Here is a 21,091-nt window from a genome sequence, read left to right as displayed (position 1 = left end):
TAACCGCGCCTTCAGTGCGCGGCCATAGGAATAGGCGGGATGGTGTGCAGTAATCAAGCCGAGGGGAGGCTTTTAACAGACTGCGCCAACAGGGCTGCGTTATCAAAGCTGCCCGAGGATTGACGGATAAAAAGCCGGGGCTCCAGCACTACACTCGCCATTTTTTCAGCGCCCGACGTTTTTGCCATGCATACAAGTTCTACCGCCTTTGCGCCCATAGCATCGGCAGGCATGTCGACGGAGGTCAAGGAAGGGCGGACGAATTCGGAGGTGTGGTAATTGTCAAAGCCAACCACCGCCATGTCGCTGGGCACGCGCAAGCCCGCGTCGGCCAAAGCGGCCATAGCCCCCAGCGCTTGGCGATCGGTGGCGGCGAGAATGGCCGTTGCTGTGGTTTTCTCGGCCACAAGCTTGGTCACAGCGCGATAGGCTTGGGCCTCATCATAGACGCCCTCAATAACCTGCCCTGTGACACGGTCTTCCTCAGCTAGGCGCTGTTGAAACCCATAAAGGCGGTCGCGGAAGTCTGGCCAATCGCTATTGCTGGTGAGGAAAACAATGGTGCGATTGCCCCGCGAGACGAGGTGATCGGTCGCCTCATAGCTGGCGCGGCGATTGTCGACCGTGACGGTGACATAACCCTCGGAGGGTTGCTGGCCGATGATCACGGCGGGCACGCCCATTTGTTCGGGGGCGCGACGGAGGGGGCCGTCCTTGGCACCGGAGCAGATGATCACGCCATCCAACTGGCGCGCCACGAACTGATCGATCGCGGACTCGCGCCGCTCATCGCTGGCTCCGACAATGGTCAGGAGAATGGAGAGGCCCGCCTCGGTGGCCGCGCCTTCGATGCCCGCCAGCATTTTGGCGTAATAGGCATTGAGCACAGGCATGGCGACGCCAATGGTATCGGTGCGCGAGGTCGCAAAGGTCTTGGCGAGAAGGTTTGGAACATAACCCATGGCTGTCGCGACGTCGGTAACCCGTTTTCGGGTTTCTTCCGTGACGGGGTAATCGGCCTTGGCCAAGACGCGGGAAACCGTTGCCACAGAGACACCCGCGGCTTTTGCCACGTCTCGAATACCGATTTTTTTGCGCAGTTCCATGGTCGCCAGAACATCAGAGATAGCGAGTTGAAGCAATTACAGTAACCGGTTACTGTAAGTTTTCAAATGACTGCTATTTGAACAGTGACGCGATGATAAGCCTACGAGCCCAGATTACGGCGGTTTTCGCCCTACATGCCCTTGGCAATGCCACGCTCCATACGCGCATCCCCGACATACAGCTGGCCAATGGCATGGGCGACGCGGCACTCGGGCTGGTTTTGATGGGCGCGCCGTTGGGCTCGATGCTGGCCTTTCCAATACTCAGCCGCTCCATTGAGCGCTTCGGCACCAAAGCTGTGACCCTGCTTGGGTTCTTCCTGTGCCTAGCCGCGATTCCGCCTATGGCGGTGATCCCCGGTGTGATCCCGCTCTTTATCCTGATGGCGGTGCATGGCTTTGGTTCGGCAATGTCAGCAATGGCCATGAATGTCGAAGCGGACCGTGTTGAGGCGCAGATGGGCCGCCGCATCATGAACAGCTGCCACGGTGCGTGGAGCATCGCCTATGTCGGGGCCTCAGCCGTGGGTGGCGTGATCCGGGGCGCGGACATCAGTGCCCTTGTGCATTTGGGCAGCATTATTCCCTTAGCGCTGATTGCAATATTTGTTCTCGAAGCAAAGTCTGAACCCGCGCCGCCGCGCGCCTATGCGCCGACCGCACAGAAAAAGCGGTTTGCCATGCCGAGCTTAGTGCTGTTGGCATTGGTTGCTGTCGGCCTTGGAGCAGAACTGATCGAGGGGTCTGCCCGGGTATGGTCGACCATTTTGATGCGCGACACCTTCGAGATCGCTGCCATTTTTGAATCAGCCGCGCTCCCGGCCATGGTTGGAACGATGGCCTTGGGCCGGCTCATCGCTGACCGATATATCGATAAGTTTGGACCAGTTCCGGTCGCTCGCACCTTGCTCACCGTCGCCATTATTGGGCTCACAGTGGTCAGTCTTGCGCCGCACCCGGGATTGGTGCTTGCGGGCTTTGCGATTTTGGGCGCGGGGATTTGTGTCATCTACCCGCTATCCATTTCGGCTGCAGCGCGATTGGGCAATGCCCCTGCGTCGCAAAACGTGGCGACGCTGAGTGTCATCATCCAAGTGGTCATGTTGGTGGCCCCAATGCTCACAGGGCTATTGGCTGAATATCTGGGCGTACGCATGGCATTTGCGGCCTTGCTGATCCCGCTTGCCCTTGGCTGGCTCACGGCCGGATCGTTGGAGGATAAAAGCGACAAACAGGCCGTGGCCTCAGCAGCCTAGCACTGCGCGGGGCGCTTGACCTCGTCCCGGCGAGCGTCGAAAAGCGAAGGAAATATCGTCGTTTACACGAGACTAGTATGACCGCTCCAACCGCCGCCTTCGCCTTGCGTTTTATCACCCAACGTCCGCGGGAAGATGGCTGCGGCGGGGTGGTGTTGCAAATGCTGACAGAACGACCCTTTGACGAGATTATGGCTCGCATCGGCTGGGGCGAGAATGATCTGCGCCGCTCGACCTGGGACGATCTCATCCGCATCTTGGGCGAAGACGGTTGGCAGTTCGGCACGCCAGTCGAATGTACGAGCTGGGATGAGGTTCGGGGCATTGCAATCGTCCACGTCCATGACGATCACTTCATGCTCTATGATGCCGAAAATGCTGTTTTCTACGACCCGTTTGAGTTCGAAGGCCCGCAGGCGACCAGCAAGCGGATCCCCATGCGCTATTTGACCGTGGCCCGCCCCACCACTGCTTGAGCAATCGCTCAGGCTAAAAAGAATGGAGCAGGAGGCAAGGGGCAGCCTCCTGCTCTAAGGGTTCGAGACTGCTCCGGAAAGCACCCACTTCGAACCTGACTGTTGCGCAACCTTTGAGGCGCTCTTAGCGCGCCGACTGTTGATCGCGACGGAGATAGCTGGCCCAACGTCGTTCGGCGAAGCGGAAGATGCCAACGAGCACGAGGGACAGGACGAGGTAAATGACGCCGATGGCGACATAGGGCTCAAGCATAACGTAGCGGTTGAGCGAGATATTGCGCGCTACACCGGTCAACTCGAGCAGAGTAACCGTGGATGCGAGCGAGGTCGCATGCATCATCAAAATGGTTTCATTGCCATAGAGCTGCAGCGAACGTGTCAGCATGGCCGGCAGCAAAATGTGTCGCGTCATGGCGAGCGGGCGCATGCCGAAAGATTTTGCGGCTTCAATTTCACCAACCGGAATGTGGCGCAGGCTGCCTGCGAAAATCTCGGTGGTATACGCGGTCGTGTTCAGCACGAAGGCGAGGATCACGCAGATCAGCGGGCTGGACAGCCACGGCCAGAGGACGCTCTCGCGCACCAGATCGAACTGGGCCAGCCCATAATAAATCAGGAACAGCTGCACCAAGAGCGGGGTGCCACGGAAAAGCAGCGTGTAGCCCGCAACGGCGCCCGAAACATATCGATTGGCGGAATTGCGCGCTAAGGCGAGCGGCACTGAGGCGACGAATGCCAAAGCCAGTGACGCAATGGTGAGGAAAATCGTGAGCTGCGCACCCTGCGCGAAGAAGCCGAGATTGTCCCAGATGAGCTGAAAATTCATGGCTTATGCTCGCTTCTGACCAATGTCGGCACGCTTGGCAACGTAGCGGAGCACCAGAAGGGATAGCGCTGCGACCGTGAGATAGAAAACGCAGGCGACAAGATAGAAGGTGAAGGGCTGGCGGGTCGCTTCAGCCGCGCCTTTGACGCGGAACATGATGTCCTGCAGGCCGATCAGCGAGATCAGAGCCGTTGCCTTGAAAAGGACGAGCCAATTATTGGTGAAGCCCGGAATGGCGAGGCGCACCATCTGCGGCAGAACAATTGAACGCCAGATTTTGAACGGCCCCATGCCAAAGGCACGCCCGGCCTCGATCTGGCCTTCTGGGATGTTCAGAATGGCCCCGCGGAAGGTTTCGGTCATGTAAGCACCGGAGACCACGCCGAGCGTGACGGCACCGGCCACAAAAGAGTCGAACTCAATATAGGTGCGAATGCCAAGGCTCTTGGCGATCATCATCAGGAGCGCGGGCAGGCTGTAGTAGATGAGCAGCATCAGAACGAGGTCTGGGATGCCGCGCACGATGGTGGTGTAAACTTCCGCCGCGCCTCGCAGAGCCGCGTTGGAGGAGAGCTTGCACAGCGCAAAGCTCATGCCCAGGACTACAGAGATGACAAGCGCAACCAACGCCACCTGAATGGTGACGAGGCCTGCTGCCAGTACAGTGACAATGTAGTCCTGGATCACTTAGGCTTACTCTACCGTGAGGTACTTGGTTTCGATGGCAGCGAGCGTGCCATCGGCAACGACCTTGGCCAGACCTTCATTGATCTTGGCGAGAAGCTCGGTGTTGTCTGGTGCCAGCGCAATAGCAACGCCTTCGCCGAACTCAGGGGCATCGGCACCGGTGTAGGATGGGCCGACCAGCTCAAAACCTGCGCCGCTTTCGTCCTTGAGGAAGGAGGCGATGATCTGGGCTTCGTAGCTCATATGCAGGTCTGCACGACCAGCGGTGAGTTCGAGGTAAGGGGCCGAGCCGCCGTCATAGCGAACGATGTTCGCCGACGGGAAAGTCTTGGAGACGAAGGCATCCATTGGAGTGCCGGTCTGAACCGCAACGGTCTTGCCTGCAAGGCCTGCATCGGAAATGTCGAGGCCTGCACCCTCTTTCGCGACAAAGCGGAAGGTTGGGCGGGAATAAATATCGGAGAAAGCGAAGGTCTTGCGGCGTTCGTCGGTGACGGTGAGCGAGGAGATCAGCGCGTCATACTTGCCAGCCAGAAGACCTGGGAACATGCCATCCCAAGCGGCATTGATGATGTTGCAATCAAGCGCTGCAGCTTCACAAATCGCTTCCATCAGATCGATGTCGAAACCGACCAGCGCACCGGTCGAGTCGATCGATTCAAAGGGTGGGAAGGTCGCATCGGTGGCAATGGTGATCTGCTGGGCCATAGCACCGCTGGCAAAGGCGAACGCGCTTGCAGCGACAACGGTAAAGAGGGACTTCTTCATTCTGGATGTCCTTGTATTTGTCCGGCGTATCTGTCCGCACAGCGGAGGCGCGTTGACCGGTAACGCGCCGTGTTCCTAAAACCGTCCGGCCACAAACTGCTTGAGCCGCTCGCTTTCAGGGTCACCAAAAACCTTTTCTGGATGCCCCTGTTCTTCGATCACGCCCTGATGGAGGAAGAGCACTTGGCTTGAGACTTTGCGGGCGAAGGCCATTTCGTGGGTGACCACAACCATGGTGCGCCCCTCTTCGGCCAGGTCCTGCATGACCCGCAGCACTTCCCCGACCAATTCGGGATCAAGCGCCGATGTCGGCTCATCAAACAGCATCACTTCGGGGTTCATGCAGAGCGCCCGCGCGATCGCGACGCGCTGCTGCTGTCCGCCAGAAAGCTGGACCGGGTGACGATCATGGAACTGATCGCCAAGGCCGACCTTGGCCAAGTTGAGCCGGGCGCGCTCAACCGCTTCCGCTTTGCTGAGGCCAAAGACATGCATGGGCGCGGCGATGCAATTGTGCATGACCGTCATATGTTGCCAGAGGCAGAAATTCTGGAACACCATGGCAAGGCGCGCGCGAATGCGTTGCAGCTGGGCGCTATCAGCGGCCTTCAAATTGCCGGTCTTGCGGTCCGCGACAGTCTTGAGCACTTCGCCGTCGAGCGCGATTTCGCCGCGCGTGGGTTGCTCGAGAAAATTGACGCAGCGCAGCAGCGTGCTCTTGCCCGAGCCGCTCGAGCCAATGATGGAGACCACTTCTCCGGCCGCAGCGGAAAAGCTCACACCATTGAGAACGTCAACATCGCCGTAGCGTTTATGAATGTTGGCGACAGCCAGCTTGGTCATAGAGAGTATCCGTGGTGTCCCGAAGATTACGCTGGCGGCGGCACAATAACCCAAAGGGCCGTGCAGGTTTCAGTCTTGGACGGGTTTTCCCAAGTGTGCGGGATGGTGGGCGGGAAGGTCAGCGTATCGCCGGGGAGGAGGAGATATTCCTCGCTGCCGATGACGATGCGCAATTGGCCGGTTTGGACATGCACCAGATCCGCAGCGGCCTTGAGCGCATAAGGCTCGTGGCCAGAGCCGCCGCCCGGCTCAATCACCGAATAGAGCGCCATCAAATGCTCATTGCTCGCGCCGCTGACGAGGTATTCGCGCATTTTCTCGCCGCCAAGGCTGATCGGCACGCCAGCGCCCTTGGGCACATAGCTCGTCGCGGGGGGCTCGAAGATTTCGCCGGGCTTGACGCCGATCACGTCGCAAACACGTAGCAGTGTGGCGACCGAGGCTTGCACTTCGTCGCGCTCAAACCGGGAAATGAAGGATTTGGTGACGCCAGCGCGCTGGGCGACGTCATCAATGGTCAGTCCCTTGGACTTGCGGAACGCACGAAGGCGGCTGCCGACGCGAACATCAGCGGCATCCGTCGATGGAGGGACGTCATTTTCTGTGTTTTCGTCGCTCATCACGCACCAAAAAGGTTTACCCTGACGAACCTTATAGGTTCACCCTGAATTCGAACAATGTGCATGAAAAGCGTGCAAACGCACAAACCAGCCGCATATTCAGCCAAGTAAGGCCGCAAAAGCCTTGATCTTGTCAAGCTTTCAGCGCAAAAAAGTTTCGTAATACGAAACCTCTCAGCCGCAAATTGCCGCTGAGTGATCCTGTGCGAGCTTCGTTCACCCTGCGAACCGCGAACCAAGCAGGCACGGCCATCTGGTCCTGCGCCTGAGTGTATACACAAGAGTATCAGAATGAGTGATCAGAATTTGCGCGGCTTCGATCTCTGGGGCGCACCGTTTGATGGCGAGGCATCCCTCGGTTGGCCGGGTTCGCGCTATGCCCCAGCGAAGGTTCGCGAGGCGGCGCGCTGGATCAATATGCGCATTCAGGATGGTCGCATCTTCCGGCTCGAAACCAATCAGATTGAAACCGTTGGTGATAATCTGCTCGTCGACCGTGGCGACATTCAGATCGCTCATGCGGATACGGAAACAACATTCAACCGCGTGAGCGAGGCTGTCGCGGGCTCTATCCGCAACAGGCGTGTGCCGATTGTTATCGGCGGCGATGACAGCTTGCTGTTCCCGGTCGTCAGAGGCGTCCACGACGCCCTACCCGGTCGTATCGGTATCATCCATTTTGACGCGCACCTCGACCTTATGGACGAAAGTGATGCGCAGGGACGTTTGAGCCAGTCGAGCGGCATGCGCCGTTCGCTTGAGCTCGACCGCATTCAGGCCGCTGACTGCATTCAGGTGTGCGAGCGCCACTTCAACTTCCCATCCTCAGGGCAGTTCAAGTTTGACCACGGGCTGGCTCACATCTCTGCCCGCCAAGTCCTCAAGCAGGGCGTCGACGCCACGCTTGAGCAGGTGTTCAAGCAGGTTGAAGGCGCTGATCACCTGTATCTGTCGTTTGACATTGATGCGATCGACCCAGCCTTCGCGCCGGGCGCAGGGGCGCATGAACCGGGCGGCATCATGTCGGCTTGGGGCCTTGAGTTTGTTGAACGCCTCGCGCCTTATTGCTCGGCAATGGCGATCACCGAGGTCAACCCGATGATGGACGTCAAGGACATGACATCGACGCTGGCGGCATACCTTGCCTTCACCTTCGCCGTCGCAGGCAGCAAGGCCGCAGCACCGGGCGCCCGCCGCTAAAAATATGAAGCCGCATTGCTTTGCAGTGCGGCTTTTCCACTTTGTTGCGGCGTTTGACGCTCAAGTGCTATTGGTGCTTGAAGATTGTCGCACGACTCCAAGTGGCCCCACATACTCTTTGCGGGCCACAGTCGTGCCGTCGCACTTGGAAGCCAATGCCCCCAAAAGCCACTAGCCGCTCTAGTATCAGCCAGGAGTTGTTCAGCGTCCTGAGCTTTTTGAGCCCACGCCGCCGTGTTCAGCTCGTTCTGGTCTTTCTTCTCTCGCTCGTGGGCGCTTTTGCGGAAATGGCGACGCTTGGGGCCATTATTCCCTTTCTCGCCATTCTGACAGGCGGCAGCGAACAGTGTAGCGCTCTCAGCGTGGTGTGTGGTCTCAGCCCAACCCAAATATCCTTCGGTTTTGCTGCGATCATCGCAACCGCCACACTGTTGCGATTGCTCTTGGCTTGGGTCAGCACGCGCTTTGCTTATGCTGCCGGTGCTGACCTCGGCTACGAGGTCTATAACCGCGCCCTGCATCAGCCTTATCGGTTTCACGTCGAGCGCAATTCCAGTGAAATCATTGCCGCGATCGGCCGCGTCAATCTGCTGATCACCAGTGTTCTATCCCCGATCATGCAAGGCATGGTGGCCTTGATCATCTGCATTGGGATCATTGCTGCCCTGATCACGGTTGACGTCACGACGGCGCTTATCGCGGCGGTGTCGATTGGGCTTTTTTATGTGGTGGTGACGAAGACCACGCGAAAACTGCTGGAGGCCAATAGTCGGATAGAAGCGGAAGCGGAAACGCAACGCGTCAAAATCCTGCAAGAAGGACTGGGCGGCATTCGCGACATTCTGCTCGATGGCACACAGGGGATGTATACCAAGCGTTTCCGCACCGCGACGTTCCGGCAACGCACCGCTCTGGCGACGAACCTTTTCATCCGCAGCACCCCCCGTTACCTCATCGAAGGTGCGGGCATGTTGGTTATGGTCGTGCTTGCGTGGTGGATCCAGAGCACGCAGGGGCTCGAAGTGGCTCTCCCTACATTGGGAGCACTGGCGTTGGGCGCACAGCGCATGCTTCCGCAGCTGCAAGTGGCCTATCTCGCCTGGTCGTCGCTGAGCGCCAGCAAGGCCATTGTCTCGGACGTCGTTGCGTTTCTCAACTTGCCCATGCCAACCGAGATCGATCCGAACGCGGCGGAACGCGCGATTTCTGCTTCGCCTTCACAGCCGGTGGTTGTCCTCGACAAAGTTGGGTTCGCCTATAAGTCAGATGGCGCGGCTATTCTGCGTGATATTGAGCTTGTCGTTCCGCAGGGGTCGCGCATTGGCTTTATCGGCAAAACTGGCAGTGGCAAGAGTACGCTGATCGACGTGATCATGGGCCTCTTGCACCCGACGAGCGGCGAAATCCGCGTTGGAGGCCAGGTGCTGAGTGACAGCAATCGTCGCGCGTGGCAGTCACGCATCGCGCATGTGCCGCAGTCCATTTACCTCACGGACGCTTCCATTGCGGAAAACATCGCCTTTGGCAGTGAGCGCCATCAGATCGACATGGCCCGTGTCAGCGCAGCAGCACAACGCGCGCAGATCGATAGTTATGTGCAGCAATTGCCCGAAGGCTATGACACGCACGTGGGCGAACGCGGGGTCCGGCTTTCTGGAGGCCAGCGTCAACGCATTGGTCTGGCGCGTGCGTTCTACAAAAATGCTGACGTACTGGTTTTGGATGAGGCGACCAGCGCGCTTGACGATGCGACCGAAACGCTGGTGATGAATGCAATTGCTGCCATCGATGGCGACATCACCGTTCTCATTATCGCGCACCGCCTGACAACGCTGAAGAACTGCGACGTCATCGTGCGATTGGAGAAAGGGCAGATCGTCCGCCAAGGCACTTATGCTGAGGTTATTGGTAACTAAACGCGCGACCCGCTGCCGACGCGCCCCCCCACAAAAAAACATCCCGGCACCACGTGGCGCCGGGATGAGAATGTTCCGAAGTCTTAGACGTTATACTTGTCGTGGTACTTCTGCATCATGGCGATGTAGTCACCGACATACTTGGCATCGTACCAAACGCCGAAGAGGAAGCTCGAACGGCGACGGGTCTGGAACGGCAGGCCGAGGAAGTAGATGCCTGGCTGCTTGCCAACACCCATGTCGTGGATTGGCGTGCCGTCTTCTTCAAAGGTATCAACCTGGAGCCAGCTGTAGTCACGCTTGAAGCCCGACGCCCAGATGATCGAGGTGATGCCGGCTTCTGCCAGATCGAGCTCAAGGATTGGGTTGGTTTCATATTCCGTGGTCGGCAGCAGGTTACGGGCTTCCGGATATTCTGGAAGATCGAGACCATTGTTCTCGATGTAGGCGTCGATGACGTTCAGGGTATCGAGGTAGCTGTTGTTGCCGAACTCGATATTGTCAGCGAGATCGTTGGAGAAGGTCAGCTTACCGTTTTCGTAGCTGGCGGTACGACCGACGAGCACTGCGCCCTTGGAGGCGAGCAGGCGGTAGTCGATTGGCATCTTGGTGTGGACGCCCGAGATGGCGAGCGCAATGTTGCGCTTCACATCGCGATTGACGGTGTCCCAACGGCCAAGAACGCCAGTCCAGTATGCGCCTTCACGATCACGGTAGAAGCGTGGCGGACGGATGTGGCGACCGATGGAGTGGTAAACCTTGCGGCCCGCGGCAACGAGTTCTTCAGCGATCTGACCACCCGACGCGCCCGCGCCAACCACCAGCACTGCGCCTTCTGGCAGCTGGTCTGGGTTGCGGTAGTTGACCGAGTGGATCTGCATGACTGGCGCGTCTTCTGGCACCATCTTTGGATAGACTGGGGTCTGGAAAGCGCCAGTTGCGGCAACAACGTTGATGGCTTCGTATTCACCATCGGAGGTGACGACGTGGTAGCCCTGCTTCTTGTGGAGCTTGGTGACCGAGATCACCGAAACGCCAGTGCGGATCGGCGCGTTGTTCCGCTCCGCATGCTCGACGAGGTATTCAACGAGCTTGTCCTTGGGGGTGAAGACGTCCTGTGGAACGCTCTCGATCTTGCTGCTCGGAAGACGGTCATGCCAAGCCGGGCCGTTTGCGCGCAGCGAGTCCCAACGAGCGGTGCGCCAGCTTTCAGCGACGCGGCCCTTTTCCAGAACCACGTGGCTAATGCCAAGATTGGTCAGGTGCTCGCTCATCGAAATGCCAGCCTGGCCGCCGCCGACGACGATCGTGTTTACCTTTTCCATTGTATCTCAAGACCTTTTTTGCTGGGCACTAGCCCCAATTGTTTCAGGCTTCGGGAGAAGCAGATGCAAAAGCTCTCCCATGCACCGAGCCGTGGGGCTCGGTGGCGCAATGATTGTGAGTGGCTGTCGACCGCTTAGTTGGCGGGGGTAACCGTTTCGCCGACGAGACGACGCTGACGGATCACCGGGATGCCTTTTCGCAGCTTTTCCACCTGTGCCATGTCGAGGGTGGCAGTCAGCGTTTCCGGGCCGTGACCCGCACGCTTGAGCACAGTGCCCCAAGCGTCAACGATGACCGAGTGGCCGTAAGAGCTCTTGGTTTCGCCATCGACGACAACCGAACCACCGAGACCGCATGCGATAAGATGGCACTGGGTCTCAACCGCACGGGCGCGGGCGAAGAGTTCCCAATGCGCTTCGCCGGTGATCATGGTGTAAGCGGCTGGAAGCGTGATGATCTGAGCGCCCTTGAGGCGCAGAGCACGGAACAGCTCGGGGAAGCGGCCGTCAAAGCAGATGGCCGTACCGAAGGTGACGCCATCAAATTCCCAAGTGACAATGTCATTGCCGGGCTTGATGTAGTCGGACTCGCGGAAAGGACCATTGCCGAGATCGTCGATGTCAAAGAGGTGAATCTTGCGGTATTCCGCCAGCACTTCACCCTCGCGGCCAAAGACCACGGTGACGTTTTCGACGCGCGCTTCGCCTTCGACCTTGGCCAGAATGGTGCCAGCCTGAACCGACACTTTGTGACGCTTCGCAAAGGCCTGAGCCATGCGATAAGCAGGCGTTTCGGCGAGCGGCTGAGCAAGCGCCACAGCACTCTTTTGATCGAGGCCGTAGTAGCTAAAATACTCAGGCAGGATGAGGAAATCAGGCTTTTCAGCTGCCTGCATTGCCGCTTCCATCGCTGCTTCTGCTGCCGGAACTGTCTCCTCAGGAGACAGGCCCATGACTGTTTGGATTGCAGCTACTTTCATGCCTGCGCCCCTTCCTTAGCCAGAATGTCCAATGAGTTTGTGGCGCGACCACCGATATCGGGGTTGAGCACACGTTCGACGAAATTAGCCTGTTGGGGCGCATAAGCGTCCCAGAGGCGGCGCAGATCGGTCAAAGGTTCGGCCGATTTATCAACGCGCAGATCAACCACGCAGAAGTCATCATGTTCGGAGACGCGGAGCGCCGCCGAACCGAGTGGGAAGACTTCGCCGCCAGCGGCAAGGCCAGCGTCGAGAGCGGCGAGCAGACGCTCAGCAATAGGCTTATCGCTGGCAGCTTCCGCCGCCGCGATCATGGCTGCAGGAACGGTGTCGTTGCGCAGGATATTGCCAACCGCGACCATGCCCGGACCGAAAGCCTTGGCATGGATTGGTTCCTGATGGCTGCCTTGACGCGCTGCGGTATTGCCATTGCGATCAACAATCGCCAGCTCACGCCACTCAATGCCTGGTGCTGTGGCGACAGCGTCGAGAGCTTCCTGAGCGGAGAGGCCTGCACGCAGATAGCGGAGGGCCATGATGCCCAAACGCGGATCGGTGCGGTGCTGGGTGATCACAGCGCCTGCGTCGTGATTGACGAACAGGCAGCGCGCGCCCATGGCCATCGACGAAGTGGTGCCAGCAATGCCGAAGTGACCGGTTTGTGGGCAACGAAGTGCGATAGAGAAGGTCATTAGCTGAGCCTGAACAATGCACGCGATGGGGAGAAGGGCGTGATATCCACGCTGGTCTTTTCGCCCATCAGGACTTCGGAAACGAGCTTGCCGGTGATGCCGCCGAGCGTCAGACCGAGGTGGCCGTGGCCGCAGGCGTAGACAATGCGCGGGTCCTTCTTGGATGGACCAATGAAGGGCATGCTGTCTGGGGTCGACGGGCGGAAGCCCATCCACGTGTCCTGACGCTCGCCGAGGGCGGGCACCATTTTACGCGCTTTGTCTTCCAGCACCTTCAGGCGCGATGGGTTTGGCTTCTTATCCAGACCGCCCAGGTCCACAGTACCGGCTGCGCGGATCTGATGAGACAGAGGCGTGAGGAAGAAGGCATCCGAGAGATACATCAGCGGATGGTTGATCAGCCCTTCGGTGTTGTTGAAGGCAACATGATAACCGCGTTCGGTATTCATATTGAGACGATCGCCGACAGTCTTGGAGATGGCACGGGACCATGCGCCAGCGGAAACCACGAGGCGCTGCGCCACGACGGTTTCAGAGCCGGCCTCGACGCGGACTCCATCAGCGGTGCTGGTGATGTTGCCAGCCTTGGCCTGAACGAAACGACCACCACGCTTGATGATGTTCTGCGCTAGCCCGCGGCAATATTCTTCTGGGCTGTCGATAATGTAGCAGCCCGGGAAAATGGTGCCACCGACATAGCCCGGCGCCAGGTTTGGCTCCATGCCTGCGATGTCGTCGCGGGTCAGATAGGTCGCTTCAACACCTTCAGCACGACGGCGTTCGTTCGACTTCTTGGCACGCGCCGCTTCCGCTTCAGAGCGGTAGAGGTGGATTGAACCCTTGCCCTTAACGAAGCGGACGTTGCCCACTTCGTCCATGAGCGGGGCATTGCCATCTTCAAGCACGCGCATCAGCGAGCTCAGAGCGCTGATGATGCCATCCTGACGGCTCCGCAGCGAGGCCGAGAGGAAGGCTGTCAGCCAAGGCGCAAGATCGAGAAGGTCGCGCCAATATAGGGTCAGCGGACCATCATGACGCAGCAGCATGCCTGGGACATCACGCAGAATGCCCGGCGAAGCCGATGGAAAAATGCCCGATGGTGCCACGGTCGACGCATTGCCGAACGAGGCTGCGTTGCGGAAAGACACACCCGGAAGCGGTGGCGTTGGGTCGATAACAGTGACGTCACAGCCTTTGCGCAGGAGCCACAGCGCGGTGGAGAGACCCACCACGCCGCCGCCAATAACCGCAACCGTCAGCTTGCTGCTGTCGTTTACTTGCATTTGGGAAAGACCCCTTAGATCGCAGCGGTTACGATGACTTCAACATCGTAGCCTTCAGCAGCTGGCGGGCAGACACCTGCAGCGCGCGAAGGCTGGTTCTCTGGGTCGACCCATTCTTCCCAAGCGACATTCATCGCATCGAAATGCTTCTGATCGGAGATCCAGACTTCAGCGCGCAGGATCTTGGACTTGTCTGTGCCAGCTTCGGCCAGCCACTTGTCGACCTTCTGCAGGCAGAGGCGGGTCTGGTCTTCGATGCTGTCACCCTTGTTGCCGCACATGCCAGCGACATAGGCGATGCCGTTGTGGATGGAGACCATGGAGGTGCGCTTTAGGCGCTCGATGCGGACGATTTCAGTCATTTCAATTCACCGTATACTGGCCCTGAGGGCCGCAAATTAGATTTCATTTCGAGGAGAGTGCTGCGCCGTTAGAGGCGCAGGCTCTTCTGGAAGCCCATGGCTTTTTCGAGGATGGCCACAATGACAACCGACATGACGACCAAGGCAGTTGCCATTGCCGCGACTGTCGGATCATCGAAGTCCTTGATGTACTGGTAGGCTGCGACCGGGAGGACCTTGGTGTTGTCGTTTGAGAGGAACACGGCGATCGAGAAGTTATCGAGCGCTTCCACGAAAACGAAAACCGAGGCTGCCAGAATGCCGGACTTGAGCTGGGGCAGCACGATCGAGAAGAAGGTGCGGATCGGGCCGGCGCCCAGGTTACGCGCAGCTTCTTCGATACGCGGATCAAGGCCGAGCAAGTTTGCCGACAGGGCGCGGATGGAGAATGGCAGAGCCAGCACAAGCATGCCCAGGCAAAGACCGAACAGGCCGATTTTGTAGCCAGCTGCCGAAAGCAGCGACAGCAAGGACACACCCGTCACCACGCCCGGAATGATCAGCGGGGAGAGGATGATCTGCTGGATCAAAGCCTTGCCCTTAAACTCGGTGCGGACCAGCGCATAGCTGGCCGGGATACCGATGACCAGGCTCAACGGGGTGACGATGAGCGCCATCAAGAACGAGTTCTTCGCAGCGCCCATGAACATGGGCGAGTTGTAGAAATTATAGTGCCATTCCAGAGAGAAGCCCTGAGGCGGCCACTGGAAATAGCGGGTAGCGCTGAACGAATGCAGCACAACAAACACTACGGGCAGCAGCAGGAAAGCGGTCGAAACAATCGCCAGCAAGGTGACGACGATGCCGTACTTGCCTTCGAGATCACGCCTAAACATTAGGATACCGCCTTCTCAATTTTCTTGGACACAAAGGTCATCAGCCAGATCGATGCAAAAGCACCAACAAGGAAGATCACTGCGGTCGCAGCTGCGTAGGGAATGTCGTATTCGACAAACATGCGATCGTAGATCTGGTTAGCGATCATGCGAACTTTGCCGCCACCGAGAACCATCGGGAACAGGAAGGAAGCGAGTGCGATCGAATAGGCCAGAACCAGTGTCACCATCAGGCCCGGCAACAGCATTGGCATGGTGATGCGCCAGAAGGTAACGATGCGGTTGGCCCCGAGGCTACGCGCTGCTTCTTCGACCGAAGTGTTGAGATTGCGCACGGCACCGATCAGGGTGAATACCGCAAACGGCAGCAGATAGTGGGCAATCGAGATGCCAACGCCGGTCCAATTATAAAGGAAGCGGATCGGTGCATCGATTATGCCGAGGCTCGTCAGACCAAGATTGATCAGCCCCTTGTTGCCAAGGAGAATGAGCCATGAATAGGCGCGAGTGACACCGCCGGACAGGAAGGTCACGGCGATGGCCAGCATAATCAAAGTACCGACCCACTCTCGCTTCGCCCGCACGATGACCATAGCCATAGGAACGGCCACAGCGACTGTGATGAGCGAAATAACGAAAGACGCCCAGAGCGTGGTGAGCAAGACAGCCTGGTTCGACCCAGACGACAGCACGCGCCAGTAATTTTCAAGCGTAATGGCACCAGCGAACTGGGTGCCTGGAGGCCCCTTGAGGAAAAGGCTGCTCAGAGCGAAATAGCCGTAAGCTGCGACGATGAAGAGACCAATCACCAGCGCAGGGGAAATCAGGTATTTGCTGCGGTCGTTTTTGCTTTCCATCAGTCCCTCAGCAAAATGGTGTGGGCTGGGTCGAGCAGGAGCTTTACGGCCTGGCCGACAGCAAAGCGTGCAGAATTGCTTGTGCGAGGCGCGTTGGCTTCGATCTTATGACCACCGACTTCGCAGTGATAAACGATGCGTTCGCCAAGCTCATGAGCCGAGTTGATGACGGACACGAGGCCCATACGCGCATCGTCCTCTGCCACCAGCTCGATGTGCGATGGACGGATCGAGATCTTGCAATCAGAGCCGACTGGCTTGGCTTCAGTGGTTGGAACGACAACCTTCTGGCCGCCAAGCTCGATGACCACTTCACCCTCTGACTTCGAGACGACCTTGCTTGGGAAGATGTTTGGCACGCCGAGGAAGCGCGCAACAAATTCGGTCTGCGGACGGTCATAGAGCGCGATTGGGGTATCGAGCTGTTCGATGCAGCCGCCGTTCATGACAGCGATGTAATCGGACAGATAGAGCGCTTCGTCCTGATCGTGGGTCACGAGGATCGAGGTGATGCCCAGCTTGCGCTGCAGATCGCGCAATTCGGCCTGCAGGCCTTCACGCAGGTGGCGGTCGAGCGCACCCAACGGCTCATCGAGCAACAGCAGCTTTGGCTTGATGACGACGGCGCGCGCCAGCGCGACGCGCTGCTGCTGGCCACCAGAAAGCTGGCTCGGATAGCGGTCGGCGAGATGGGTGAGCTGAACCATTTCGAGCACGTCACGGACGCGAACGGCCTGCTCTTCCTTGGATACGCCACGCATCTTGAGACCAAAGGCGATATTGGACTCGACGGTCATATGCGGGAACAGGGCATAGTTCTGGAAGACCATGCCGATGTCGCGGAAGTTCGGCTCAACGCGACTGATGTCCTGACCGTCGACGAGAATTTCGCCCGACGTTACATTTAAGAAGCCTGCAACCATGCGCAGCACGGTGCTCTTGCCGCAGCCCGAAGGGCCCAGAAGGGTAAGCAGCGAGCCACTGGGCACGTTGAGATCGAGGTTACGCACCGCTTCAAAGTTGCTGTACCGCTTGGTCAACTGCCTCAGTTGCAAGGTACTGCTTTTTAGAGTTTCCATAGCCGCCGGTTCCGTCAGAAGTGTAGGGGGGTGCGTCCGGGCGATTGCGGCGCCCGAGCACAGAGTTCATTTCGCCTCACGAGAGGCAGAGCGGATGCGATTTTGTCGGAAGATCCAGAATTGACCGGTCTCACTATGGGTGAGACCGCTTTGGTCAATTCCTATTCAGCGATGCGGCGGCGGCGGCAAAGCCGCCTGCTGTGAGTACTTGCCGGGCGAGGCCCCAGACACGACCCTTATCTTATCCGGCAGTTTTCACCGCCGACGACAGCACCAGATATGCTGTCGGGATAAATCAGTCGTCGTTTATTGAGGTCCGAGAGGCATGACGAAACCGCGCATCAAATGCGCGCGCATCACTTTCTCAGCTTCATCAGCGTCCCGCACTCGGATGGCCGCGAGCAATTGCCTGTGCTCGTCGATTGCCCCAAGTGTGTTCTCACGGCTCAAAGCCGCGATATTGGTTTCGCTCATGAAAAACCCGGCGTAATTTTCAATGGCGTTCTGCAATTCAGCAACGCCGCACGCATCGTAAATCCTCCGATGGAACGCAGTGTTGTTACGCACGCGTTCGGTTCTCGCTTCTTCAGGCAAGGCCACTGCCAGTTCGATAGACGCCTCAAGAAACGCAAAATCGCTTTCACCCAACAGAGGGACTGCAAGTCGCGTTGCGTATCCCTCCAAGGCAATGCGGATTGCCCGAATACCTTCAAGTGCCGTTTTGACATTGGCCACGACCACCCCGGATGATGTCCGCTCCAGCAGACGATTACCGAGAAGTCGCGTGAAGGCTTCGCGCAGCGGGGTACGGCTCACACCGAGCCGCTGCGCCATTTCCACCTCGCGGAGACGCTGGCCGGGCTCCAAACGCCCGTCCAGGATCAGCGACCGCAAGAGTTCATAGACCACATCGGCTGAACTCACCGCCGACAGCCGGCGTCCCACCAGCTCGTCAAGTGCATCCACAGTCATGCAATATACCCCCGTATCTTCGCTATGATGCTGTCTAACCGCCACCACCATCACGCGACAGGGGGCATTCGAGCTTGTGGCTCGAACTTACCCTTTAACTGCTCCCTGCCCGTTCTTCCACAACTCAGAGATGAGCGTAGCAAAGACGGCACCGCGGCCAGCAATTGCACTCACCACGATTGTTTCGTCACGCGAGCAGATATCGTTGCAGATTGGACCCATGCCATCGATGGTTGGCACGCCAAGTGCACCACAGAAGCTCGCATCCGAACCGCCCGAGATATTGGTCAGCTCAAAGCAAGGCGCATCGATCTCGCGGGACGCGGCTTCAACGATTTGGTAAAGCGCAGCGGACTCTGCCGAACGCGCCCATGCAGGACGTGTCCAACCACCCTTGAGTTCAACCGAAACACGATCGGTTGCCACAGAGGCAACGAGACGCTCAACTTCTGCCTGAAGCGCCTGTGCAGCTTCTGGAGTGCGCGCACGCATATCAACGTGCAGCTTAGCGTGGCCCGGAATAACCTGACGCGCATCTCCACCCTGGAAGATACCAACGTTGACGATGGTGCCATTTTCGAGATTGGTCAGCGCTTCAATCTGCGGCACCAGCTGAGCCAGCGGACGGATTGCCGATGCACCCTTGAGGTAGTTCGCTGCAGCGTGAGCGGTCTGCCCCTTGGCTTCAACATAGAACGCACCAACGGCACCGCGCGAGGTGAAGTAACCACCACCCGGACGGCCTGGCTCAAGGGTAAGAACCCAATCAGCCTGCTGTGCATGCTCTTCGATCCAGCCACGCGAAAGCGGGCTACCCAGTTCTTCATCGCTGACGACGAGGAACTTGATCTCAGCAAAATCCGCGAAACCAGCAGTGGTCGCCACATCGATAGCGTTGAGCGCCAGCACGAGGCCACCACGCATGTCACCAACGCCTGGCCCCTCAGCCAGATCGCCCTTGATGGCAAATGGCCAAGATTCAAGCGTGCCACGCGGCCAAACTGTGTCGGCGTGACCAAGGATCATCAAGCGACCCTGACCAGTGCCCTTGCGAACCGCCCACAAGCGGTCACCGCGTTCCGGGACCTGCTCATAGTTCAGTTCAAAACCCTGACTCTTCAGGCGTTCGCCGATCCACTGCGACGTGCGCGTTACGCCTTCTACGTCGTAGGACCCAGCTTCAACACCAACGAGCTCGGCGATGTCCGCCAGCATCGTATCGAGTCTAGCCGCAAAAATTTCGCGGAATTCAGTAGCGACACCCATCGTCATTCCCTTCCTGTATACATGGATACAAGCATACAAAACAGCGCGTTGCAAGAGTGGACAGAAGGGCTTCGACACGCCCGGGTACTGCCCCTAAAGCCGCTATACCCGCGCCATATGTTCAAGCAGACGTTCAAATTTCACCGAAATTCCAAGGACTTTGGCGCACAGACGCGCGCTGTGCTGGCCCCGCATGCGTTCCGCCAAGCCGGATGCAGCGTGGAAAATTATGCTCAGACTGGCGGAACATCGTGATCGGCGGGAATTTGACCCAAGAATCAAGCATTGAAGCGATCAGCTCAAAAGCGCCGGCAGCACGCCGCGCTGAAGCTCGGCACCGATGTTCAAAAGCGCGAAATCGCTATGCATTGGCCCCATCAACTGGACGCCGATCGGGCACCCACGTCGATCGACCTGCACCGGCAAAGCGAGTGCAGGCAGGCCCGACACATTGGCTGGAGCCGTGAACCGAAGCGGATTATCAACACCCGCGTTTGGCGCGCCTAGGGGATTGTCCAGCACAGGCGCGACGGCCGCATGGATGGGCAAAGCCAGACAATCCATCTCGCCCATGAATGCTTGCCAAGTCGCCGCAATTTCCGTCTGACGCGTCTTATCGCGCTTATGTTGTTCGACGGTGATAGTGGCACCCTGCCCGGCCAAAGCGGCGAGAGCGGAGCCATACTCATTTCGTTTGGACGGGTAAGTGTCGGCATGACCTAGCGCCACTTCCCTAGCGCAAAGGCGCGACCACACTTCATAAATGTCAGGCGTGTCCAGTAATTTGCATGAAACCAGCACCATACCGGCCGTCGACGCAGCATCCAGCATGCGGCGATAGGCAGAGCTAACCTCAGCATCCAGTCCGCCTTCAAGAAGCTCTTCGCTATAGCCCAAACGCAAACCTTCGAGGCTGACCGCCGGAACCTCGCCCCTGCCCCCAATCATTGCCTTGAGCATCAAAGCGCAGCCTTGGGCGGTCGTCGCCATGGGACCGACATGGTCAAGGCTCGGCGCCATGGCGCAAACGCCTTCAACGCTAACCAAACCCCGGCTCGGCTTTAAACCGGTGAGGCCGCAATAGGCCGATGGGAAGCGGATGGAACCACCGGTATCACTGCCGACTGCACCCGCCGCAAGCGCTGCGGCAACGGCCACGCCGGAACCAGAGGAGGATGAGCCGACTCGAAACTGTTCACCCCAAGGGTTCTTCGGCACAGGCATAAGCGGGTGATGCGTCGAGCACGCACCCTCGGCCATAGCGAGCTTACCCAGAAGCACTGCGCCTGCTTGCAAAAGCTGGGAGACAACTGCCGCATTGCGGTGCGTTTGCCGATTGCGGTGAATGGCCATGCCATTTGAAGTCGGAGCGAAGTCCGTCTCACACAGATCCTTGACCGCGATTGGCACGCCGTGCAGCGCGCCGAGAATGCGTCCTTCCCGATAGGCTGCATCGCATGCGGCTGCCTGTTTGAGCGCCACGTCTCCCGTTACACAGATATAGGCCGCATATTGGGTATCGAGCACCTCAATGCGCTCTAAATAGGCCCGCGTGAGATCAACAGATGACACCTTGCCCTTGGCGAGGGCCACAGCGATTTCCGGAAGGGGGCGAGCAAGAAGGTCGGCGAGCAGAGAAGCGTTTTGCATGAGGCAGCAGCTAAACGGGGGATATAAAAAAGATCAGGTGGCGAACCACCTG

General features: G+C 58.4%; 21 protein-coding genes. 4 read left to right on the top strand and 17 right to left on the bottom strand.

Annotated features, from left to right (window positions below):
* Positions 1 to 53 precede the first annotated feature (53 nt).
* Positions 54 to 1,142: a LacI family DNA-binding transcriptional regulator gene (locus H4N61_RS03245; RefSeq protein WP_182394978.1), complete on the bottom strand. Its 1,089-nt coding sequence runs from the start codon at positions 1,140 to 1,142 to the stop codon at positions 54 to 56.
* Positions 1,143 to 1,198: 56 nt separating this feature from the next.
* On the opposite strand from H4N61_RS03245, the gene H4N61_RS03240 reads away from it, so the two are divergent.
* Positions 1,199 to 2,362 (top strand): MFS transporter, encoded by a 1,164-nt coding sequence (locus tag H4N61_RS03240; RefSeq protein ID WP_169194555.1) that lies wholly within the window; start codon positions 1,199 to 1,201, stop codon positions 2,360 to 2,362.
* A 77-nt stretch (positions 2,363 to 2,439) separates the two neighbouring features.
* Entirely contained in the window at positions 2,440 to 2,838 is a 399-nt protein-coding gene (locus tag H4N61_RS03235) for a hypothetical protein (protein ID WP_182394976.1), read from the top strand.
* A 124-nt stretch (positions 2,839 to 2,962) separates the two neighbouring features.
* Here H4N61_RS03235 and H4N61_RS03230 read toward each other — a convergent pair whose 3' ends face one another.
* The 5 genes from H4N61_RS03230 to H4N61_RS03210 all read right to left on the bottom strand — a co-directional run bounded on the left by H4N61_RS03230 (position 2,963) and on the right by H4N61_RS03210 (position 6,582).
* Positions 2,963 to 3,664 carry an ABC transporter permease subunit gene (locus H4N61_RS03230; RefSeq protein ID WP_169194553.1) on the bottom strand — a complete coding sequence of 234 codons (702 nt, stop codon included), beginning with the start codon at positions 3,662 to 3,664 and terminating at the stop codon, positions 2,963 to 2,965.
* Positions 3,665 to 3,667: 3 nt separating this feature from the next.
* Positions 3,668 to 4,351, bottom strand: a complete 684-nt coding sequence (locus H4N61_RS03225; protein ID WP_169194552.1) for an ABC transporter permease subunit — start codon at positions 4,349 to 4,351, stop codon at positions 3,668 to 3,670.
* Between the two features lie 6 nt (positions 4,352 to 4,357).
* A complete protein-coding gene (locus H4N61_RS03220) occupies positions 4,358 to 5,119 on the bottom strand; it encodes a transporter substrate-binding domain-containing protein (RefSeq protein ID WP_169194551.1) in 762 nt (253 codons plus the stop codon).
* A 75-nt stretch (positions 5,120 to 5,194) separates the two neighbouring features.
* The gene (locus H4N61_RS03215) at positions 5,195 to 5,962 is read right to left on the bottom strand and encodes an ATP-binding cassette domain-containing protein (protein WP_169194550.1); all 768 of its coding nucleotides are present in this window, start codon (positions 5,960 to 5,962) and stop codon (positions 5,195 to 5,197) included.
* A gap of 26 nt (positions 5,963 to 5,988) precedes the next feature.
* Positions 5,989 to 6,582: an XRE family transcriptional regulator gene (locus tag H4N61_RS03210; protein ID WP_169194549.1), complete on the bottom strand. Its 594-nt coding sequence runs from the start codon at positions 6,580 to 6,582 to the stop codon at positions 5,989 to 5,991.
* A 291-nt stretch (positions 6,583 to 6,873) separates the two neighbouring features.
* On the opposite strand from H4N61_RS03210, the gene H4N61_RS03205 reads away from it, so the two are divergent.
* Together H4N61_RS03205 and H4N61_RS03200 are read left to right on the top strand one after the other, a co-directional pair.
* Complete coding sequence (locus H4N61_RS03205) at positions 6,874 to 7,782, top strand: arginase family protein (protein ID WP_169194548.1); 909 nt, start codon at positions 6,874 to 6,876, stop codon at positions 7,780 to 7,782.
* Between the two features lie 197 nt (positions 7,783 to 7,979).
* Complete coding sequence (locus H4N61_RS03200) at positions 7,980 to 9,698, top strand: ABC transporter ATP-binding protein (protein ID WP_210271239.1); 1,719 nt, start codon at positions 7,980 to 7,982, stop codon at positions 9,696 to 9,698.
* Positions 9,699 to 9,781: 83 nt separating this feature from the next.
* On the opposite strand, the gene H4N61_RS03195 is transcribed toward H4N61_RS03200, so the two are convergent.
* From H4N61_RS03195 to H4N61_RS03145, 11 genes are all read right to left on the bottom strand, one after another.
* Positions 9,782 to 11,023 (bottom strand): NAD(P)/FAD-dependent oxidoreductase, encoded by a 1,242-nt coding sequence (locus H4N61_RS03195; protein WP_169194546.1) that lies wholly within the window; start codon positions 11,021 to 11,023, stop codon positions 9,782 to 9,784.
* A gap of 134 nt (positions 11,024 to 11,157) precedes the next feature.
* Positions 11,158 to 12,003, bottom strand: a complete 846-nt coding sequence (locus H4N61_RS03190; RefSeq protein ID WP_169194545.1) for a nitrilase-related carbon-nitrogen hydrolase — start codon at positions 12,001 to 12,003, stop codon at positions 11,158 to 11,160.
* Positions 12,000 to 12,695 carry a DUF1028 domain-containing protein gene (locus H4N61_RS03185; RefSeq protein WP_169194544.1) on the bottom strand — a complete coding sequence of 232 codons (696 nt, stop codon included), beginning with the start codon at positions 12,693 to 12,695 and terminating at the stop codon, positions 12,000 to 12,002. Before H4N61_RS03185 ends, H4N61_RS03190 begins: the two co-directional genes overlap by 4 nt.
* Positions 12,695 to 13,978, bottom strand: coding sequence for an FAD-dependent oxidoreductase (locus tag H4N61_RS03180; RefSeq protein WP_169194543.1), 1,284 nt, complete (start codon positions 13,976 to 13,978; stop codon positions 12,695 to 12,697). The genes H4N61_RS03185 and H4N61_RS03180 overlap by 1 nt, the downstream gene beginning before the upstream one ends.
* Positions 13,979 to 13,992: 14 nt before the next feature.
* Positions 13,993 to 14,340, bottom strand: coding sequence for a RidA family protein (locus H4N61_RS03175; protein WP_169194542.1), 348 nt, complete (start codon positions 14,338 to 14,340; stop codon positions 13,993 to 13,995).
* A 68-nt stretch (positions 14,341 to 14,408) separates the two neighbouring features.
* On the bottom strand, positions 14,409 to 15,215 hold the full coding sequence (locus H4N61_RS03170; protein ID WP_169194541.1) for an ABC transporter permease: 807 nt from the start codon (positions 15,213 to 15,215) through the stop codon (positions 14,409 to 14,411).
* A complete protein-coding gene (locus H4N61_RS03165; protein WP_169194540.1) occupies positions 15,215 to 16,072 on the bottom strand; it encodes an ABC transporter permease in 858 nt (285 codons plus the stop codon). Before H4N61_RS03165 ends, H4N61_RS03170 begins: the two co-directional genes overlap by 1 nt.
* Positions 16,072 to 17,151 (bottom strand): ABC transporter ATP-binding protein, encoded by a 1,080-nt coding sequence (locus tag H4N61_RS03160; protein WP_169194539.1) that lies wholly within the window; start codon positions 17,149 to 17,151, stop codon positions 16,072 to 16,074. Before H4N61_RS03160 ends, H4N61_RS03165 begins: the two co-directional genes overlap by 1 nt.
* Before the next feature lie 306 nt (positions 17,152 to 17,457).
* On the bottom strand, positions 17,458 to 18,123 hold the full coding sequence (locus H4N61_RS03155; RefSeq protein WP_169194538.1) for a GntR family transcriptional regulator: 666 nt from the start codon (positions 18,121 to 18,123) through the stop codon (positions 17,458 to 17,460).
* An 87-nt stretch (positions 18,124 to 18,210) separates the two neighbouring features.
* Complete coding sequence (locus H4N61_RS03150; protein ID WP_169194537.1) at positions 18,211 to 19,389, bottom strand: M20 family metallopeptidase; 1,179 nt, start codon at positions 19,387 to 19,389, stop codon at positions 18,211 to 18,213.
* Positions 19,390 to 19,683: 294 nt separating this feature from the next.
* Positions 19,684 to 21,039 (bottom strand): amidase, encoded by a 1,356-nt coding sequence (locus tag H4N61_RS03145; RefSeq protein WP_182394972.1) that lies wholly within the window; start codon positions 21,037 to 21,039, stop codon positions 19,684 to 19,686.
* Positions 21,040 to 21,091: the final 52 nt, after the last annotated feature.

Origin of the sequence: Devosia sp. MC521, from assembly GCF_014127105.1 — a bacterium.
GTDB lineage: Bacteria > Pseudomonadota > Alphaproteobacteria > Rhizobiales > Devosiaceae > Devosia.
Note: the sequence above shows the minus strand (reverse complement) of the source record. Positions and strands in the feature narration are given on the sequence as shown.

Coding starts and splice junctions, on each gene's coding strand:
- H4N61_RS03240 (WP_169194555.1), top strand. CDS start 1,199: ATGATAAGCCTACGAGCCCAGATTACGGCGGTTTTCGCCCTACATGCC.
- H4N61_RS03235 (WP_182394976.1), top strand. CDS start 2,440: ATGACCGCTCCAACCGCCGCCTTCGCCTTGCGTTTTATCACCCAACGT.
- H4N61_RS03230 (WP_169194553.1), bottom strand. CDS start 3,664: ATGAATTTTCAGCTCATCTGGGACAATCTCGGCTTCTTCGCGCAGGGT.
- H4N61_RS03220 (WP_169194551.1), bottom strand. CDS start 5,119: ATGAAGAAGTCCCTCTTTACCGTTGTCGCTGCAAGCGCGTTCGCCTTT.
- H4N61_RS03215 (WP_169194550.1), bottom strand. CDS start 5,962: ATGACCAAGCTGGCTGTCGCCAACATTCATAAACGCTACGGCGATGTT.
- H4N61_RS03210 (WP_169194549.1), bottom strand. CDS start 6,582: ATGAGCGACGAAAACACAGAAAATGACGTCCCTCCATCGACGGATGCC.
- H4N61_RS03205 (WP_169194548.1), top strand. CDS start 6,874: ATGAGTGATCAGAATTTGCGCGGCTTCGATCTCTGGGGCGCACCGTTT.
- H4N61_RS03195 (WP_169194546.1), bottom strand. CDS start 11,023: ATGGAAAAGGTAAACACGATCGTCGTCGGCGGCGGCCAGGCTGGCATT.
- H4N61_RS03190 (WP_169194545.1), bottom strand. CDS start 12,003: ATGAAAGTAGCTGCAATCCAAACAGTCATGGGCCTGTCTCCTGAGGAG.
- H4N61_RS03185 (WP_169194544.1), bottom strand. CDS start 12,695: ATGACCTTCTCTATCGCACTTCGTTGCCCACAAACCGGTCACTTCGGC.
- H4N61_RS03180 (WP_169194543.1), bottom strand. CDS start 13,978: ATGCAAGTAAACGACAGCAGCAAGCTGACGGTTGCGGTTATTGGCGGC.
- H4N61_RS03175 (WP_169194542.1), bottom strand. CDS start 14,340: ATGACTGAAATCGTCCGCATCGAGCGCCTAAAGCGCACCTCCATGGTC.
- H4N61_RS03170 (WP_169194541.1), bottom strand. CDS start 15,215: ATGTTTAGGCGTGATCTCGAAGGCAAGTACGGCATCGTCGTCACCTTG.
- H4N61_RS03165 (WP_169194540.1), bottom strand. CDS start 16,072: ATGGAAAGCAAAAACGACCGCAGCAAATACCTGATTTCCCCTGCGCTG.
- H4N61_RS03160 (WP_169194539.1), bottom strand. CDS start 17,151: ATGGAAACTCTAAAAAGCAGTACCTTGCAACTGAGGCAGTTGACCAAG.
- H4N61_RS03155 (WP_169194538.1), bottom strand. CDS start 18,123: ATGACTGTGGATGCACTTGACGAGCTGGTGGGACGCCGGCTGTCGGCG.
- H4N61_RS03150 (WP_169194537.1), bottom strand. CDS start 19,389: ATGGGTGTCGCTACTGAATTCCGCGAAATTTTTGCGGCTAGACTCGAT.
- H4N61_RS03145 (WP_182394972.1), bottom strand. CDS start 21,039: ATGCAAAACGCTTCTCTGCTCGCCGACCTTCTTGCTCGCCCCCTTCCG.